The following is a 15,740-nucleotide window of genomic DNA, read 5'->3' on the forward strand; positions in this document are numbered from 1 at the left end:
TTTCCTTAAGACTTCTCAGATTTATTTTTTACTAAAGAAGTGATGTTGTAAATAGAGCAAATCCTAGAACAAAATGAAGGATTGCACTAGCTGCGTTTGTAATATTTTTACCTTAATGCTTATTCTTTGGCTTGATCATCTTTTTCAAGCTCTTCTAACCACTGTTTCACCTTAACTTGCTTGCGAATGGCATCCAAACTTTCATAGACCACAGACTCAACCAACTGTTCCAAAGACTGATTATCGATTTTTAAATCACTGACTTTTTCAGCTATCAAGCGATAGGTGGCATTGGGCTGTGCAGGATTTCCCACCACCATCGGTTCCAGTAAACCTTGTGTGATGTTTTCACCGAGTCGTTGTCCGATACTTTGAATTTGTTGCTCAATTCTTCCACCTACAATTGGAATCAAACGCAGTAATTGGGTCAGTTCAGGGGTATCTTCAATCGCACGATTCACAATCAGACCGACATTCTGAGCAATAAAATATTGACGTTGTTTCAGTTCAGTGGCGAGAGATTCTTGTAAAATTTCAGCCAATGCTTGTGCAAATAAAGCCCGATGATGATCGACCAGGTCATGGATAATTTTTTTATGGGTCGAACTGGTATTTAATTCGTGCTTCACCCCATCTAATACAGTAATCACGACGCGGTCAGAGAGCTCTTCCATCACCACGCGGTAGTAAAATTTGGCCTTAGCTTGTACCGATTGAGGAATGACGTTATAGCCTAATTCATGCAGGCGAAAAGCAATCACTCCTGCACGGAATAACCTTAAAAAGCGTAAATGAGGAATAATCGCTAAAATTTCGTACCAATGGATGAAAGGGAAGAAAAACCAGCGACGATGGTGTCTATAAATAATAGCAATACCCCAACGTACCAGTAATTCAGCAATCAAGAACAGAATAAACCAAGCTTCTGTGGTGATGACCCACGGATGCAAATGCTCACGATAGAAGCTTAAGACACTTTCTAGGTGAATGGCATGGAAAAACCATCCACCGATATTGCTCATGATAAAAAAATTAGCACACAAACAAAACAAGTTAAAAATGATGAGAAACACCATAAAAATGTCATAGATCAAAAACAGTTTGAAATACAAACTTTGTGGATCAACCTGATGATATTTAGACTTTTTGACTTGGTTATTCTGCATCATGCATAGACCCTTACTCGGTTAAATTGGAGGTTGAGTATTTGGCTTTCATTTTTTCAATCAACTGGTCTTTTTCAGTCCAAAGTTGATCGACCCACTGTTGGAATTGTTCACGAAAGTCTGCATCGTCTTCATAGTTTCCAGCGAGTACCCATGCAGGAATATCAATTTTACGTAAATTGACCGCAATCCGTGGGACTTCCCCGAGCCAAAATTCGCTATAGCCAGGTGCGCCGTCGGGATAGACAATGGTCATATCTACCAAGGCATCAATGTCATTACCTAAAATACTTAAGGCTAAGGCCAAGCCACCCGCTTTCGGTTTAAGTAAATTTTGATATGGCGATTGCTGCTGTGCATGTTTTTCTTGTGTAAAACGCGTGCCTTCCAAATAGTTTAACAGGGTGAATGGTTGGCTAAGCAGTTGTTCACAAGACTTGCGTGCCTCTTCCATATCGCGTGTTTTCAACGCAGGATTTTTCGCAATTTGTTCTTTACTATGCCGCTTCATCATCGGGAAGCCTAGAATTTTAAAGGCTTGGCCGACAAATGGAATAAAAATAAGTTCCCACTTGGTAAAGAAGCGGGTAAGGGGCATACGGGTTAAACCAAAATATTGGTTAACCGTGGTGTCGACCCAACTTTGGTGGTTACAGGTCATCAGGTAACGACCCTGCATACTCAGCTCAAGACCATCATCGACAGAAATATCCCATTTCGTGCTGGGCAAGACATGATCGATTAAATAATTGTTCACAGCCAGCCAACTGTTAGTGATTTGAATATTCGTCTCATCCACCTTTTTAGATTTTTTAAACAGTTTGGTCAGGCCAAGCGCAAGCACTGGAGGGCCATGAAAAAAAGTACTGCCTGTAATGACTGAACCAACAGTTAAACCACGTGTGATTTTTTTTAATAAAGGTTGTTTTTGGTTTGGTGATGACATAAAAATAAACCCTAAAATATAATGCGTTTCGCAACTCGTTCTATTTCTAAAGCTCAATATAGTACGGGATGATCAAATAGAAAAGCACCAAGCATTAACTGTGTAGAAATTGTGACGAAGAAAGCCTTGAAAAGGAAATTTTTTATTACATATTGTAAATAAAGGCTTTATTGTTAACAAAAAATCAATGGTCTAGATCATCGTTTTACGACAATATTCGGTCTATAAACAAAACACACAAAGAAGGAGGCATGCGATGCGTGCACTAGCAATTTCCGCAGTCGTTGGGGCAATGGTTCTTACAGGTTGTCAAAGCACTGGTAATAACATTGGCGGTGTAGAATACGATAAAGCTGCTCTAGGGACCTTAATTGGTGCTGCTGCAGGTTATGGTGTTTCTAAAGGAAACGCAAACACGAGTCGTCAGAATAACCGTGCTGCAGCGATTGGTGCTGTACTTGGTGGCGCAACTGGTGTTTACCTTGACAACAAAGAGAAGAAACTTCGCCAACAAATGGCGGGGACTGGTGTAGAAGTTAACCGTAATCCAGATGGCTCTGTAGGCTTAATCATGCCGGGTAACATTACTTTTGATACCAACAAATCAAACATCAAGCCGAACTTCTATTCAACTTTAAACAAAGTTGCGCAAACCTTAACTGAAGATAACAAGAGCGGTATTCTTGTAACAGGTTATACAGACAGTACAGGTAATGATTCAATCAACATTCCTCTGTCTCAAGCGCGTGCGCAATCTGTAGCAAGCTACTTGGCATCTCAAGGTGTTTCTACAACACGTATTAATGCACAAGGTCAAGGTTCAGCAAACCCAATCGCGTCTAACGCGACTGCTGAAGGCCGTGAGCAAAACCGTCGTGTAGAAATCAGCATCTACGCAATTCAATAATTTTTATTGAAGACTGAAAAACCACCTTCGGGTGGTTTTTTTATGACTGTTAAAATATGAATTTGCATTATGCATCTGTAGCGGAGATGACTATAATCGAGCTCGGAATGAAATAGAGGAAAGACTATGTCACTGGCAAGTCAATTAAACGACAAGCAACTTGAAGCCATGAAATACACTCAAGGACCCTTGTTAGTACTTGCAGGGGCTGGTTCAGGTAAAACTTCGGTGATTACCCGTAAGATTGCCTACTTGGTGAAACACTGCGGCATTCCTGCTTATCGTATTACCGCGATGACGTTTACCAACAAAGCAGCACGTGAAATGAAAGAACGTGTCACCAAGTTGCTGTCACGTGAAGAGGCAAAAGGGCTTTCAGTTTCGACCTTCCATACTTTCGGTCTAAACATGCTGCGTTTAGAGCTGAAACACACGCCATTAAAAAATAATTTTTCTATTTTAGATGCGGACGACTGTAAGCGTATTTTGATGGACTTGATGCACCGTGACAATTTATCCGGTGCGGAAAGTAAAGAACTGATTGCCAAAGCCATGAAGATGATTTCAGATTGGAAAAACGATCTGATTCCGCCTGAGCAAGCACACACCACCTGTGAAACAGCAGAAGATGTTCAGTTTGCGCACTTGTATCAACTGTATGAACGTAATTTACGTGCCTATAATGCGGTTGATTTTGATGACCTGATCGTGATGCCGACGCGTCTTTTACAAGAAAATGCAGAAGTCCGTGAGCGCTGGCAAAATCGCATTCGCTATTTATTGGTCGATGAGTATCAAGACACCAACACCGCACAGTATATTTTGGTGAAATTGCTGGTCGGGGTGATGGGACAGTTCACTGCGGTGGGTGATGATGACCAATCGATCTACGCATGGCGTGGTGCCAAGCCTGAAAATATGGCTTTGCTGAATGAAGATTTTCACAATTTAAAAGTGATTAAACTCGAACAGAACTATCGTTCGACCAGTCGTATTTTAAAAGCGGCCAATACCGTGATTGGTAACAATCCGCATATTTTTGATAAAAAACTGTGGTCAGATAAAGGCCATGGTGAAGTGATTCGAGTGATTACGTGCCGCAATGATGACGATGAGTCAGAACGCGTAGTGAAAGACTTAATTACCCATAAACTGATGAATGGTAAAAATTGGAAGGATTACGCCATTTTGTATCGGGGTAACTTCCAAGCACGTGCATTGGAAACACAACTGCGTCAAATGCAGATTCCGTACAAATTATCAGGTGGTCAGTCGTTCTTCGGACGAGCTGAAATCAAAGACGTGATGAGCTATTTGCGCGTCATTATTAACCCTGAAGATGACAGTGCATTTTTACGGATCATCAATACACCTAAACGTGCCATTGGGCCTGTGACTTTAGAAAAGCTGGGGCTGTTTGCACAAGAAAATCATTTGTCTTTGCTCTCTGCCGCAGGTGATCAACGTCTCACCATGGTGATTCCTAAAAAAGCCACCACGCAGTTGGCGGAGTTTGCAGACTTCATTACCACCTTTACCCGTGAGTTGCTTGAGGATGATGAACCTGTACCGATTATTCGCAAGATGATGGTTGAAGCGGGTTATATCGACTATGTCAAAGAGTCTGCGGCGACGCCTGCGCAAGAAAAAACCAAGCTTGATAATATTGAAGTGCTGTATAGCAGTATTCAAAGTTTGATTAACCGTGCTGAAGATGTTGATGAGAAAAACATTGAAAGTGTAATTCGTAAAATGGTGTTGCTGGATATGTTAGAGCAGCAGCAAGAAGAAGAAGACACTGACAAAGTAAACCTGCTCACGCTTCATGCATCCAAAGGTCTTGAGTTTCCATATGTCTATCTGATTGGTCTTGAGGAAGAGTTACTGCCGCATAAAAACTCGATTGCCGCAGATACAGTTGAGGAAGAGCGTCGCCTGATGTACGTGGGCATCACTCGTGCGCGTCAGGGTTTAACCATCACGCTTGCAGAACAACGTAAGGCGGGCGGTCAAATGAAGCAAATGACACCAAGTCGCTTCTTGGATGAGTTGCCGCAAGATGAGTTGGAATGGCTGGGGCGTAAAAAGAAACTGGCGGGCAATGTCGATCCGAAATTACAAGCGCAGCATTATTTAGACAATTTACGTGCGTTGATTAAGCGCTAAATATTTTTTTGTTTTAGAAATTTATTGTACTAGGAAAAAGAGAATGAAAGTTCAGGTTAAAGTGTTGGATTCACGTTTAGGCAATGAATGGCCAATGCCAACCTATGCGACAACGGGTTCAGCAGGCTTAGACCTTCGTGCATGTGTCGATGCTGCGACCGTCATTGAACCGGGACAAACTGTTTTGGTCAAAACGGGCTTATCTATTTATATTGAAGACCCACACTTTGCGGGTTTAATTTTACCGCGTTCAGGCCTAGGTCATAAGCACGGCATTGTTTTGGGTAACTTGGTGGGCTTAATTGATTCGGACTATCAAGGTGAATTGATGGTGTCGGTTTGGAACCGTAGCCAAACAGCTTTCAGTTTAGAGCCAGGTGAACGTCTTGCACAGTATGTACTCGTACCTGTGATTCAAGCACAGTTCGATATTGTAAATGAATTTGAAGCGACAGAACGTGGTGCAGGTGGTTTCGGACATACTGGTCAAAACTAATCTCTCAGTGATAAAGTAAAACAACAAAGCCTCTCCATGAAAGAGGCTTTGTTGTTTTAATGCTGAATGATCATTTTTAGTTCATAAAAAGTTACAACTCTTTTTTGAATCCTTAGTAAAATTAAACCCAGCGTTAAGCATAACAACAAGGACAGCTGAAAGAGCTGTTGATCTGAATAAATTAGAAGTTAGACCTATGGATTTTCAGCCAAAATTTCCTGCACATATTTTTCGTGCCTATGACATTCGTGGCAAATTGGATGTTATGAGTGCTGAGCTGATTCGTGCCATTGCACAAGCGCTCGCAACTCAATATTTAAAGACTGGGCAGACACGTTTAGCCATTGGTTATGATGCTAGACAAAGCAGTCCTGCTTTTGCAGAAATTATTTACAAAGAATGTCTTAAACAGGGCTTAGATGCGCAAATCATCGGATGTTGTGCTAGTCCTGTGTTGTATTACACGGCACGCCAGTTTGATGGCAATGGCATTATGGTGACAGCCAGCCACAATCCGAAGTCGGATAATGGGATCAAATGGATTATGCAGAGTGAGCCTCCTTTACCTGAGGCAATCCAGCAGGTGGCACGCGATGCAAATGAATATTTTGACAGCCATGCAGAGATGAACTGGCAAACGTTGCCACATCAGATCGTGCCTGAATATTGTCTGGCTTATCAGGCGGCATTGCTCAATGATATACAGCTCATGCCTCAACCGCGACCCTATAAAGTTGTGGTGGATGGTTTATACGGTTCAGCGGGGCGTTGTGCCGTTTTGGTCTTAAAGAAACTCGGCTGTGAGGTGCATGCTTTACGCTGTGAGGCCAATGGTGAATTTCCTGAACATGCCCCCGATCCATCTCAAGCCAAACATCTAGATCTGCTACGAAACGCCGTGCAACAGCAGCATGCCGATATCGGTATTGCCTTTGATGGGGATGGTGACCGTGTTGTATTGATTGATGAAAAGGGCGTAATCATTTCAGCAGACCGTTTATTGTCCTTGTTTGCGCACATGTGTTTGGCTGATCATCCAGCACATGAAGTGGTTTTTGATGTGAAATGTTCCACCATGGTTCGAAATACAGTACTGGCCCATCAGGGTATTCCAAAAATGATTCGTACAGGCAGTTCTTTTTTGCGGAAATATTTGGCGCAATCTAAAGGACATGCGGTTTTTGGCGGTGAATATGCAGGGCATTATGTGTTTAATGATGGTCGTGGTTTTGGTTATGACGATGGTTTATATGCCGCACTACGTGTGTTGGAATACTTAAGCTTGAAGCAATGCACTTTGTCGGAAGCACTGGCAGACTACCCAGAGCGTGCCAGTACAGAGGATATTTATATCAGCACCCATCAGATTTCACCCGCGCTGGTTTTAGCGAATGTGGAAAAACAAAGTCAGCACTTTCAAGCGGAAATGAGTAAAATTGATGGCGTAAGACTTGATTTTGAGGATGGATTTGGCATTATTCGAGCATCGAATACGGGCGAGTATTTTACTGTGCGTTTCGACGCGGACAGTGATCAGCGGCTCCATCAAATTCGCCATAACTTTGTGCACATGCTGACGGCAGATTATCCGCAGATTGCACAAGACCTATTAGACGCCCATTAAGGAGAGGCACATGCCACATCAACATACTGGCCTCGACAAAGCACAAGTCCTGACTGAAGCTTTGCCGTACATTCAACGTTTTGCTGGAAAAACGCTAGTAGTGAAATATGGTGGCAATGCAATGACCGATCCTGAGCTTGAGAGCTCGTTTGCACGTGACATCGTTTTGTTAAAAACCGTCGGTTTAAATCCAATCGTGGTGCATGGCGGTGGTCCACAAGTGGACTCGTTTTTAAAGCAATTGGGGCGTGAGTCTGACCGTATAGATGGCATGCGTGTGACCGATCCAGCGACCATGGAAGTGGTTGAAATGGTGTTGGGTGGTAGTGTGAATAAATCCATCGTGAACTTGATTAACCAACATGGCGGTCGTGCCATTGGTTTAACGGGGAAAGATGGTAATTTACTGCGTGCACAAAAGTTACTGATGGAAAAAACTGCGGAAGATGGCACGGTACAAAAAATTGATCTTGGCCTAGTCGGTGAAGTGACCAGTGTTAAAACTGATGTATTGGAAATGTTTACCAGTGGTGATTTTATTCCTGTAATTGCACCCTTAGGTGTGGATGAAGAGGGCAATACCTATAACATCAACGCAGATTTAGTGGCTGGAAAAGTGGCTGAAGCTCTCGGTGCTGAAAAGCTGATTTTGTTGACCAATATATCAGGTGTTTTAGATGAAAATAAAAACCTACTCACGGGTCTAACCACCCAAGAAGTTGACCGTCTCATTGAAACGGGCGTGATTTATGGCGGGATGATTCCGAAAGTAGGTTGTGCTCTAGATGCGGTGAAAGGCGGTGTGGTAAGCGCGCATATTGTGGATGGTCGTGTGCCACATGCAACGTTGTTGGAGATTTTCACCGATCATGGTGTCGGTACATTAATTACCAATCGCAGTAATAAACACTAGCATTTTAAAAAAGCCTCTTCGGAGGCTTTTTTTAGGCCGATGCATTTTATAAAAATAGTTTTATGCGTGAATGTGTTCGGGTTATGAAGGGCAGAGTAAAACTTGAAGTGCGACATAAACCACCTAATTAATTTAAAGGGTTTATGGAGTATATAAAATTGTCATACCATCATCTTAACTTTGAAGATCGTACTGCATTAATGCTTGAGTCAAGAAAAGAAGGCTTTTCAGCCAGAAAATTTGCTGAACTTATTAAAAGACATCCTAGTACGATCTATCGTGAGCTTAAAAGAAATAGCATCAATGACGTTTATCAAGCTCAATATGCTTCTGATAACACTTTTGCTAGACGTAGACGTGGTCACAGAAAACTCAAAATCGATTCAATCCTCTGGAAATTTATTGTTGAAGCGATCCGTTGTTTATGGTCTCCTCAGCAAATAGCAAAGCGTTTAAAGACATTTCCTGATTTGGATCAAACAATGAATGTAAGCCATACAACGATTTATTCAACGATACGAGCATTACCCAAGGGTGAGTTGAAAAAAGACTTATTATCCTGTCTACGTCATGAAAATAAAAAGCGAAAAGCTAACGGTGAACCTAAAAAAGATTCTATATTACAGGATATTAAAACTATTCATGAGCGCCCAGCCGAAGTTCAAGAAAGAAAAATACCGGGTCATTGGGAAGCTGATTTAATTAAAGGTAAAGACAATAAAAGTTCGATAGCAACACTTATTGAACGAAATACACGGCTCTGTATCTTGGCAACATTACCTGATGCAAAGGCAGAATCAGTGCGCAAGGCTTTAACTGAAGCTCTGAAATATTTACCTGCAGAACTGCGTAAAACGTTGACCTATGACCGTGGACGTGAGATGTCAGAACATAAAATACTCGAAGAAGATTTAGGCATAGATGTATATTTCTGTGACCCACATTCACCCTGGCAAAAAGGCACATGCGAAAATATGAATGGTTTAATTAGGCAATATTTACCTAAAGGGATTGATTTAAATCAGGCAGATCAGCATTATTTAAATCAAGTTGCCATGTCACTGAATACTCGTCCTAGAAAGGCGTTAGATTGGCTTACACCATTAGAGAAATTTGCTCAGCTTGTTGATTATCATATGGCTTTTGAAACTGTCGCACCTCATGTTTGAATTCGCCAAGCATTGTGAATTGCAAGCCAGTCAGGACTCATGCACAATAAAACCATCATAAATAAATATGTTTAAATAAGATCAAGATTATGTGCCAACTGCTCGGAATGAATTGTGCAACACCGACTGATATTACCTTTTCATTTCGAGGCTTTTCACAGCGCGCGGGGATTACTTCAGACCATTGTGACGGTTTCGGGATTGCTTTTTTTGAGGATAAAGCTTGCCGTTTATTCGTTGACAATCAATCTGCAGTTGAGTCACCGATTGCTGAATTAATTCGTAATTATCCAATCAAATCACGCAATGTGATTGCACATATCCGCAAAGCGACGCAGGGAAAAATTAACTTAGAAAACTCACACCCATTTAGTCGTGAGTTATGGGGACGACAGTGGATTTTTGCCCATAATGGCGATTTGCATGACTTTGATCCTGTACTTTCAGGACGCTTTACCCCAGTGGGTAATACCGACAGTGAACGTGCATTTTGCTATTTACTTGATCAGCTGGTGAACAAGTTTGGCTATATCGAGCCAAGTCTAGATCAAGTTTTTGATTTATTAACGGATATTTCTCCACGGATTGCGGAGCATGGCACGTTCAATTTTTGTTTATCGAATGGACAAGCCTTGTTTAGTTATGCCATTACCAAACTGCATTGGTTGGTGCGTGAGTACCCATTTAAACCTGCGCAGCTGATCGACATTGATGTTGAAGTCGATTTTAGTCAAGTGACTACCGCAGAGGATCGCGTGGCCGTGATTACTACCGAACCGTTGACTCAAAATGAAGCGTGGACAGCCTTTGCACCAGGGGAAATGATTTTATTTCAATATGGCAAAGCGATCCGCCACCAAATGACCCATGTGGAACGTTTAATCCGAGAAGCCAAAGATCCGTCTTTAAAACGCGTCACTAAAGCAGATCAATATTAATTTATTTCAAAATGATTAGAATATAAAAGCATGTTGATAATAATATAAAACATGCTTTTATTTTGATACATACTTATAAAATAATAAAATCGATTAAATAATAACTTATTCTTTTGGTCGGATTTAAATTTATTTACCTATTTAAAATATATACTTAAGTTTAATTGTGTGAAAATAGTATAAAACCAACCAATTTGATTCACTTTTATTTTTAATTATAGTCGATATGATTAATTCATGTAATTAATCTATTAATTTTTATTGGGTGGTCGGAATGATAATGAAGTGGGTTCCAGAATATAATACTGGTATCGATGTGATTGACGATCAACACCGTCGTATTCTTGATTATATCAATGAAATTGATGCGATTGATGTCAATACTGACCGTGAACGCGTGAAACAGATTTTAGAAAATATTATTAGACTTCCTTCATAAATCATTTTTCAATCAATTTAATTGTTTATCTTTCACCCAATCTAAATTGTATATGCCAGCAAGTAAATTAAACCGCAGGTTTAATCTTTTACGACGATTTCTATATACACAAGATAAAATCTTAAAACATTTCATCCTTCCAAATACATGCTCTACTTGAATTCGTCTACGACCAATCTCTCTATTTAACTTTTTTAATTCAGAATCTAGTTTTTCAGTTTTCTTTGCTTTAGATGGCATGAGGCATCCAAAACCCAATTTCTTTATCCCTAAATACCCCTTATCAACGATAAAAAAGGGCTTAAATTTTAATTTCCTCATGCTTTTTTTAAATATTTTAAAATCATGCATGCTTCCATGACTTCCACATACACTCAGTATTTCACCTGTTGTATAGTGCATAGATAGCTGAAATTTAAAGGTATGTCGCTTTTTTTTACCGCTATACCATTTCTTCTGTTTTTTTTGGACGTTGAACTAATATTTCAGTTGCATCAATCACAACAACTTCCCAATCCACTTCATCTCGATTAGGAAGTTGTTTTGGCAAGTTAAATTTTCCAGAACCGATTAAGGTATCTTCAATAACACGTGTGATACGAATTGCACTCGTTTCAGATACACCGTAACTCATACCAAGATGGAAAAATGTTCGATATTCTCTCCAATATTCTATACATAAGAGCAAACGATCTTCCAACGGTAATTTATGCGGTCGTCCTTTACCAATATGACCAGGTAAATGCTTATTTAGCTCGGCCAACATGAGGTTAAATGTAGCCCAACTAACACCGGTAAGCCTACGAAACTTAACGTCTGATAATTTTTGAATATCTTTGAATTTCATCCAAGGATTATCTCTTGAATTAAATAATTTTGCTGATTAATTTAAGATCAAATAAATTGTGCGTTTTTTGATTTATGACGGAAGTCTATTGATTACACACAGTCTCACTTCACTTTTGAAGAGTCTCTCCAAGAAGAAGCGGGTTATAAATATCGTGTGCCACACAAACGTGTACATGATTTATTTATAAAAAAAATTGAATCTTATCGTGACCGTTTTGAGCTGGGTCATTCAATCGAAGCTGAGCTGCATGAAGTGTTGTCGAAATGGCTAATTAATCATATCCAGCACGATGATGCAGATTATGTCGGTGCCGTAAAAGAAAATATGATGGGCATTATCAAAGAAAAAGAAAAGAAAAAAGGGAAAAATTGGTTTGCTCGTTTCTTTTCATAAGTGAGCCAAACGAGGGATAAAAACAATAAATTTTAATTATATTTAGCGCAGCAAATCATCAGTTTTGATGGTTTGCTTTTTGTTTTTGATTTTCAGAAGCGAGCAAGGCAAAATAGCGCAAGACTTATTGAAGGAACGCATCATGCAAGACAATGCTCTGTCACGATGGTTATCGCCGCTGATGGCATTTTGTTTATCATTTATTATCATTGCCACACTTGCACCCTTGGTGGGAATTCAGGTTGAACGTCAGCTCGACTTTTGGTTACTTTGGTTAGTGACCATGGTGATCTTGGCTTTACCTGTGTGTTACTTAGAAATTGCCTTAGCCAAGCGTTCAAAAACCACGGCATTGAATGCTTTGTCGAGTTTGACACGTGATGCCGATGCTTCACAGACGTGGCGTCTTGTGGGATGGCTTGCTGTCGTTTTTATTCCTTTTTTAGCGGGCGGCATGTTGTCTAATGCTGCGCAACTATTAAATCAATATGCATTGGCCGATATGACATCGTCCGTGATCTTTATTGCTTTGGCTGTGGTTGCCATCGCGTTGTCTTTTGCCCCACGTCTGTTGACCTTAGCGTTAATGGCGGTCGGTGTGCTGATCTCCTTAGTGCTTGCAAACCTTTTTGGTACAGGAACCGCTGAGTGGCAAGTGACACCGGTTGAATTTTCAGAATGGGGCAGTGCAACGGTATTGGCTTTGGTGGCAAGTGGTTTAGGACTCGGCCTGTACTGGCAAAATAGTTTGGTACAAGTTCAGCAGCAAGATGCTGCAAGCAAGACTGTTTTACCGATTTGGATTGCACAAATTTTGGCGGTAGTTGCTTTTGCATTTTTTGCAGTCCAAGCGGCATTACCTGCGTATGCGATTGCTTTAACTGCGGTTGCAGCGGCAGCCGTGCTGTTACAGATGGCACGTGAGCAGTTGGCACAGCGCCAATTAAATATTGTGATTCAGTGGCTCGTGCTGCTGGCTGCAACGTTGGTGTGGTTGATTCCAGCCACTGGCCCGATTTTTAACATCTTACTGATGCTGTGGGGCTTAGTGATTTGTTTGATTTATGCCATTTTTGCTGGTTGGATTATGAAAATTAGCCATTTACGTAAGTCGATGAACTTTAGTAATGAAGCTTTTTATAATATTTGGCGCATTGCCGTGCGTGTGGTATTAACTGTTTCTATCGTATTGGCAATTGTAGCCGTACTTGGAAAACTGATTTAATGCGCATGCTTCAACAAGTCTGGGTTGCTTATGCAACAGCAGACCAGCAGTTTCATATTAGTGTGCCGTTTTCTGAGGGAATGACGGCACAAGATGCGATTCAACTGAGTGGTATAGGCTCGCAGGTTGAATTGCCTGAGCCTTTACAATTGGGCATCTTTGGTGTCCGATTGAAAGACCTTCAACAGGTTTTACAGGTAGGGGATCGTGTTGAAATTTATCGCCCTTTGAGCATTAATCCTAAAGATATTCGAAGGATACGTGCACAAAATAACCCCGTGGGGCGCTTTGCCAAAGGCAATCGCTTAAAACAATCGAAATGATATGAAAAACCCCTCAGTCGAGGGGTTTCTTTTTTAGAATAAGGCTTTATAGTGGGGGCGCGTTTAGAATCGCTTCTTTCGATGCTGGTAAGCCCGGCTGAGATGCAGGAATGGTTTCTAAGCCTTCAATTTTTTGCACAATACCGTTTGGGTCGAAATAGACTTTCAGGTGTTGACCTTGTGCAGCAGGAATCTTGGCTTTTTTAGCATACGTTCCTGGGGTATAATTGTAGATGTAGTCCCAACGTAGCGGATTCATTGGATCTGAAACTGTCGGGCTGCCAAGCAAAAAGCGAACTTGTTGATGGCTCATGCCAACTTGTATTTTTGACGCTTGTGCTTGAGTTAATGGCGTACCTTGAGGAATATCAACTTTATAAACGCCCAAGGTCGAACAGCCTGCGAGCAGTGAAGTGACGAATAACGCCAACATGATTTTTTGCATTTTGCTACACTATCCCAAATTAATTATGATGCAATTGAGCCACGGATAGATCATACTGCATCTACACTTTGTTGCATATTCTAACTTTAAATTTGTTGAGAGACCTTTTTACATGCCAATTTCAAATCAAGATCTACGCAAAGCTGGACTTAAAGTTACACTTCCACGAATTAAAATATTAGAACTACTAGAAAATTCAAAACAACACCATTTAAGTGCGGAAGATATTTATAAGACTTTACTTGAACAAGGTGAAGATGTCGGTTTAGCAACTGTTTACCGCGTGTTAACGCAGTTTGAAGCAGCGGGCATTATTCAGCGCCATCACTTTGAAAATAACCATTCTGTTTTCGAAATCATGCAAGACGATCATCATGATCATATCGTTTGTCAAAACTGCAACAAAGTGGTTGAGTTTAGCAACGAAGTGATTGAGCATGAGCAGCACGAAGTTGCTGAAAAGCATGGCTTTACTTTAACAGGTCACTCCCTAAACCTATACGGTTACTGTGATGCTGCAGAGTGCCAAGAAGCACTTCGTAAAAAGTAATCACTTAGATCTAAAAAAAGGGCTTCATGAGAAGCCCTTTTTTATTGTTTAAAGGAATACTTAAGCTTGTCCATCAAACGTGATGTTTGCACTGGCATGCAATAGACGATCACCGCCTTCTTCGGACAACTTGATTTGTAAACGTAAGTCGTTTGGAGAGTCGGCGTGTTTCAGCGCATCTTTATAGGTAATCTGCTTGGCTTTGTACAAATCGAATAAGGCTTGGTCAAAGGTTTGCATACCGAGTTCACGAGAACGTTTCATCAGGTCTTTAATTTCGTGGATTTCACCTTTACGGATCAAATCGGAAATTAACGGTGAGTTAATCAAAATCTCAATCGCAGCGCGACGTGAATTACCGTCAGGTGTTGGAATCAACTGCTGTGCAACCATCGCTTTAAGGTTTAAAGACAAGTCCATAAACAATTGGCTATGACGGTCTGCTTCAAAGAAGTGAATAATACGGTCGATGGCTTGGTTGGCATTGTTGGCATGCAGCGTTGCAAATACCAAGTGACCTGTTTCAGCAAAGGCAATCGCATAATCCATGGTTTCACGGGAACGAATCTCACCAATCAGAATTACATCGGGTGCCTGACGTAAGGTGTTTTTCAGTGCGATTTCAAAAGAGTCCGTATCAATGCCCACTTCACGCTGGGTAATGATACAGCCTGCATGCTCATGAATAAATTCAATTGGGTCTTCAATGGTAATGATATGACCTTTTGAGTTTTGGTTACGGTAACCAATGATCGAAGCTAAAGAGGTCGATTTACCCGTACCTGTTGCACCCACAAAGATGATGATGCCACGTTTGGTCATGGCCAACTCTTTGAGTACAGGCGGGAGTTTTAACTCATCCATGGTTGGAATTTGCGTCTCAATTCGACGCAAAACCATACCTGGCATATCACGCTGTTGAAAGGCACTGACACGAAAACGTGCAGTTTTATCCCGATTCATAATCGCGAAGTTGCACTCACGTGTGTCTGCAAATTCTTTACGCTGCTTGTCACTCATAATCGAGTTGAGCAGTTGCCCCGCGACATCACCCGTCAGCTTACCCTTAGCCACAGGCACAATTTGACCATTAATTTTCATGGAGGGCTCAACATCAGCGGTGATAAATAAATCCGACGCTTTTTGTTGAATCATATAATTGAGTAAGTCGTTAAAATCCATATCTATAC

Annotated in this window: 15 protein-coding genes and 3 pseudogenes; 12 read left to right on the forward strand and 6 right to left on the reverse strand. The window is 41.0% G+C overall.

Going from position 1 to position 15,740, the window contains the following annotated elements; genetic code table 11:
- Positions 1 to 119 precede the first annotated feature (119 nt).
- Entirely contained in the window at positions 120 to 1,169 is a 1,050-nt protein-coding gene (locus AC4CVD_RS03375) for a preprotein translocase subunit SecA (RefSeq protein WP_373863459.1), read from the reverse strand.
- Positions 1,170 to 1,179: 10 nt separating this feature from the next.
- Positions 1,180 to 2,112 carry a 1-acylglycerol-3-phosphate O-acyltransferase, YihG family gene (gene yihG, locus AC4CVD_RS03380; protein WP_490752039.1) on the reverse strand — a complete coding sequence of 311 codons (933 nt, stop codon included), beginning with the start codon at positions 2,110 to 2,112 and terminating at the stop codon, positions 1,180 to 1,182.
- 256 nt (positions 2,113 to 2,368) lie between these two features.
- On the opposite strand from yihG, the gene AC4CVD_RS03385 reads away from it, so the two are divergent.
- The 8 genes and pseudogenes from AC4CVD_RS03385 to AC4CVD_RS03420 form a co-directional block, all read left to right on the forward strand.
- Positions 2,369 to 3,019, forward strand: a complete 651-nt coding sequence (locus AC4CVD_RS03385; protein ID WP_078389445.1) for a YiaD family glycine zipper/OmpA-like lipoprotein — start codon at positions 2,369 to 2,371, stop codon at positions 3,017 to 3,019.
- A gap of 126 nt (positions 3,020 to 3,145) precedes the next feature.
- Positions 3,146 to 5,185 (forward strand): UvrD-helicase domain-containing protein, encoded by a 2,040-nt coding sequence (locus AC4CVD_RS03390; RefSeq protein ID WP_004694892.1) that lies wholly within the window; start codon positions 3,146 to 3,148, stop codon positions 5,183 to 5,185.
- A 43-nt stretch (positions 5,186 to 5,228) separates the two neighbouring features.
- Entirely contained in the window at positions 5,229 to 5,681 is a 453-nt protein-coding gene (dut, locus tag AC4CVD_RS03395) for a dUTP diphosphatase (RefSeq protein ID WP_004694889.1), read from the forward strand.
- Positions 5,682 to 5,877: 196 nt separating this feature from the next.
- The gene (locus AC4CVD_RS03400; RefSeq protein ID WP_426977549.1) at positions 5,878 to 7,305 is read left to right on the forward strand and encodes a phosphomannomutase/phosphoglucomutase; all 1,428 of its coding nucleotides are present in this window, start codon (positions 5,878 to 5,880) and stop codon (positions 7,303 to 7,305) included.
- A 10-nt stretch (positions 7,306 to 7,315) separates the two neighbouring features.
- Positions 7,316 to 8,218, forward strand: a complete 903-nt coding sequence (argB, locus tag AC4CVD_RS03405) for an acetylglutamate kinase (protein ID WP_004984290.1) — start codon at positions 7,316 to 7,318, stop codon at positions 8,216 to 8,218.
- A gap of 143 nt (positions 8,219 to 8,361) precedes the next feature.
- Positions 8,362 to 9,387 carry an IS30-like element ISAba125 family transposase gene (locus tag AC4CVD_RS03410; protein ID WP_001988464.1) on the forward strand — a complete coding sequence of 342 codons (1,026 nt, stop codon included), beginning with the start codon at positions 8,362 to 8,364 and terminating at the stop codon, positions 9,385 to 9,387.
- 89 nt (positions 9,388 to 9,476) lie between these two features.
- On the forward strand, positions 9,477 to 10,325 hold the full coding sequence (locus tag AC4CVD_RS03415; protein ID WP_010326014.1) for a class II glutamine amidotransferase: 849 nt from the start codon (positions 9,477 to 9,479) through the stop codon (positions 10,323 to 10,325).
- A 274-nt stretch (positions 10,326 to 10,599) separates the two neighbouring features.
- Positions 10,600 to 10,749: pseudogene (locus AC4CVD_RS03420) on the forward strand (bacteriohemerythrin); the annotation flags it as partial.
- Positions 10,750 to 10,776: 27 nt separating this feature from the next.
- Here the strand turns inward: AC4CVD_RS03420 and AC4CVD_RS03425 are convergent.
- Together AC4CVD_RS03425 and AC4CVD_RS03430 are read right to left on the reverse strand one after the other, a co-directional pair.
- Positions 10,777 to 11,169 (reverse strand): annotated as a pseudogene (locus AC4CVD_RS03425) (transposase family protein); the annotation flags it as partial.
- Between the two features lie 37 nt (positions 11,170 to 11,206).
- On the reverse strand, positions 11,207 to 11,530 hold the full coding sequence (locus tag AC4CVD_RS03430; protein ID WP_326942925.1) for a helix-turn-helix domain-containing protein: 324 nt from the start codon (positions 11,528 to 11,530) through the stop codon (positions 11,207 to 11,209).
- A 168-nt stretch (positions 11,531 to 11,698) separates the two neighbouring features.
- Between AC4CVD_RS03430 and AC4CVD_RS03435 the strand changes: the two are divergent.
- The 3 genes and pseudogenes from AC4CVD_RS03435 to AC4CVD_RS03445 all read left to right on the forward strand — a co-directional run.
- A pseudogene (locus AC4CVD_RS03435) lies at positions 11,699 to 12,007 on the forward strand (bacteriohemerythrin); the annotation flags it as partial.
- Between the two features lie 142 nt (positions 12,008 to 12,149).
- Positions 12,150 to 13,232 carry a hypothetical protein gene (locus AC4CVD_RS03440; protein ID WP_279691571.1) on the forward strand — a complete coding sequence of 361 codons (1,083 nt, stop codon included), beginning with the start codon at positions 12,150 to 12,152 and terminating at the stop codon, positions 13,230 to 13,232.
- Complete coding sequence (locus AC4CVD_RS03445) at positions 13,232 to 13,555, forward strand: RnfH family protein (protein WP_104222298.1); 324 nt, start codon at positions 13,232 to 13,234, stop codon at positions 13,553 to 13,555. Before AC4CVD_RS03440 ends, AC4CVD_RS03445 begins: the two co-directional genes overlap by 1 nt.
- Before the next feature lie 46 nt (positions 13,556 to 13,601).
- Here AC4CVD_RS03445 and AC4CVD_RS03450 read toward each other — a convergent pair whose 3' ends face one another.
- Positions 13,602 to 14,000, reverse strand: a complete 399-nt coding sequence (locus tag AC4CVD_RS03450; RefSeq protein ID WP_004694868.1) for an outer membrane protein assembly factor BamE — start codon at positions 13,998 to 14,000, stop codon at positions 13,602 to 13,604.
- Positions 14,001 to 14,112: 112 nt separating this feature from the next.
- Here AC4CVD_RS03450 and fur point away from each other — a divergent pair, with 112 nt between their 5' ends.
- Positions 14,113 to 14,550 carry a ferric iron uptake transcriptional regulator gene (fur, locus tag AC4CVD_RS03455; RefSeq protein WP_004694866.1) on the forward strand — a complete coding sequence of 146 codons (438 nt, stop codon included), beginning with the start codon at positions 14,113 to 14,115 and terminating at the stop codon, positions 14,548 to 14,550.
- A gap of 60 nt (positions 14,551 to 14,610) precedes the next feature.
- Here the strand turns inward: fur and AC4CVD_RS03460 are convergent, their stop codons facing one another.
- Positions 14,611 to 15,732 carry a PilT/PilU family type 4a pilus ATPase gene (locus AC4CVD_RS03460; protein ID WP_004984301.1) on the reverse strand — a complete coding sequence of 374 codons (1,122 nt, stop codon included), beginning with the start codon at positions 15,730 to 15,732 and terminating at the stop codon, positions 14,611 to 14,613.
- Positions 15,733 to 15,740: the final 8 nt, after the last annotated feature.

The organism is Acinetobacter sp. LipI_23, assembly GCF_058243045.1.

Excerpts from the sequence above, each read along its gene's own strand:
- AC4CVD_RS03375 (WP_373863459.1), bottom strand. The coding sequence starts at position 1,169 with ATGATGCAGAATAACCAAGTCAAAAAGTCTAAATATCATCAGGTTGAT.
- yihG (WP_490752039.1), bottom strand. The coding sequence starts at position 2,112 with ATGTCATCACCAAACCAAAAACAACCTTTATTAAAAAAAATCACACGT.
- AC4CVD_RS03385 (WP_078389445.1), top strand. The coding sequence starts at position 2,369 with ATGCGTGCACTAGCAATTTCCGCAGTCGTTGGGGCAATGGTTCTTACA.
- AC4CVD_RS03390 (WP_004694892.1), top strand. The coding sequence starts at position 3,146 with ATGTCACTGGCAAGTCAATTAAACGACAAGCAACTTGAAGCCATGAAA.
- dut (WP_004694889.1), top strand. The coding sequence starts at position 5,229 with ATGAAAGTTCAGGTTAAAGTGTTGGATTCACGTTTAGGCAATGAATGG.
- AC4CVD_RS03400 (WP_426977549.1), top strand. The coding sequence starts at position 5,878 with ATGGATTTTCAGCCAAAATTTCCTGCACATATTTTTCGTGCCTATGAC.
- argB (WP_004984290.1), top strand. The coding sequence starts at position 7,316 with ATGCCACATCAACATACTGGCCTCGACAAAGCACAAGTCCTGACTGAA.
- AC4CVD_RS03410 (WP_001988464.1), top strand. The coding sequence starts at position 8,362 with ATGGAGTATATAAAATTGTCATACCATCATCTTAACTTTGAAGATCGT.
- AC4CVD_RS03415 (WP_010326014.1), top strand. The coding sequence starts at position 9,477 with ATGTGCCAACTGCTCGGAATGAATTGTGCAACACCGACTGATATTACC.
- AC4CVD_RS03430 (WP_326942925.1), bottom strand. The coding sequence starts at position 11,530 with ATGTTGGCCGAGCTAAATAAGCATTTACCTGGTCATATTGGTAAAGGA.
- AC4CVD_RS03440 (WP_279691571.1), top strand. The coding sequence starts at position 12,150 with ATGCAAGACAATGCTCTGTCACGATGGTTATCGCCGCTGATGGCATTT.
- AC4CVD_RS03445 (WP_104222298.1), top strand. The coding sequence starts at position 13,232 with ATGCGCATGCTTCAACAAGTCTGGGTTGCTTATGCAACAGCAGACCAG.
- AC4CVD_RS03450 (WP_004694868.1), bottom strand. The coding sequence starts at position 14,000 with ATGCAAAAAATCATGTTGGCGTTATTCGTCACTTCACTGCTCGCAGGC.
- fur (WP_004694866.1), top strand. The coding sequence starts at position 14,113 with ATGCCAATTTCAAATCAAGATCTACGCAAAGCTGGACTTAAAGTTACA.
- AC4CVD_RS03460 (WP_004984301.1), bottom strand. The coding sequence starts at position 15,732 with ATGGATTTTAACGACTTACTCAATTATATGATTCAACAAAAAGCGTCG.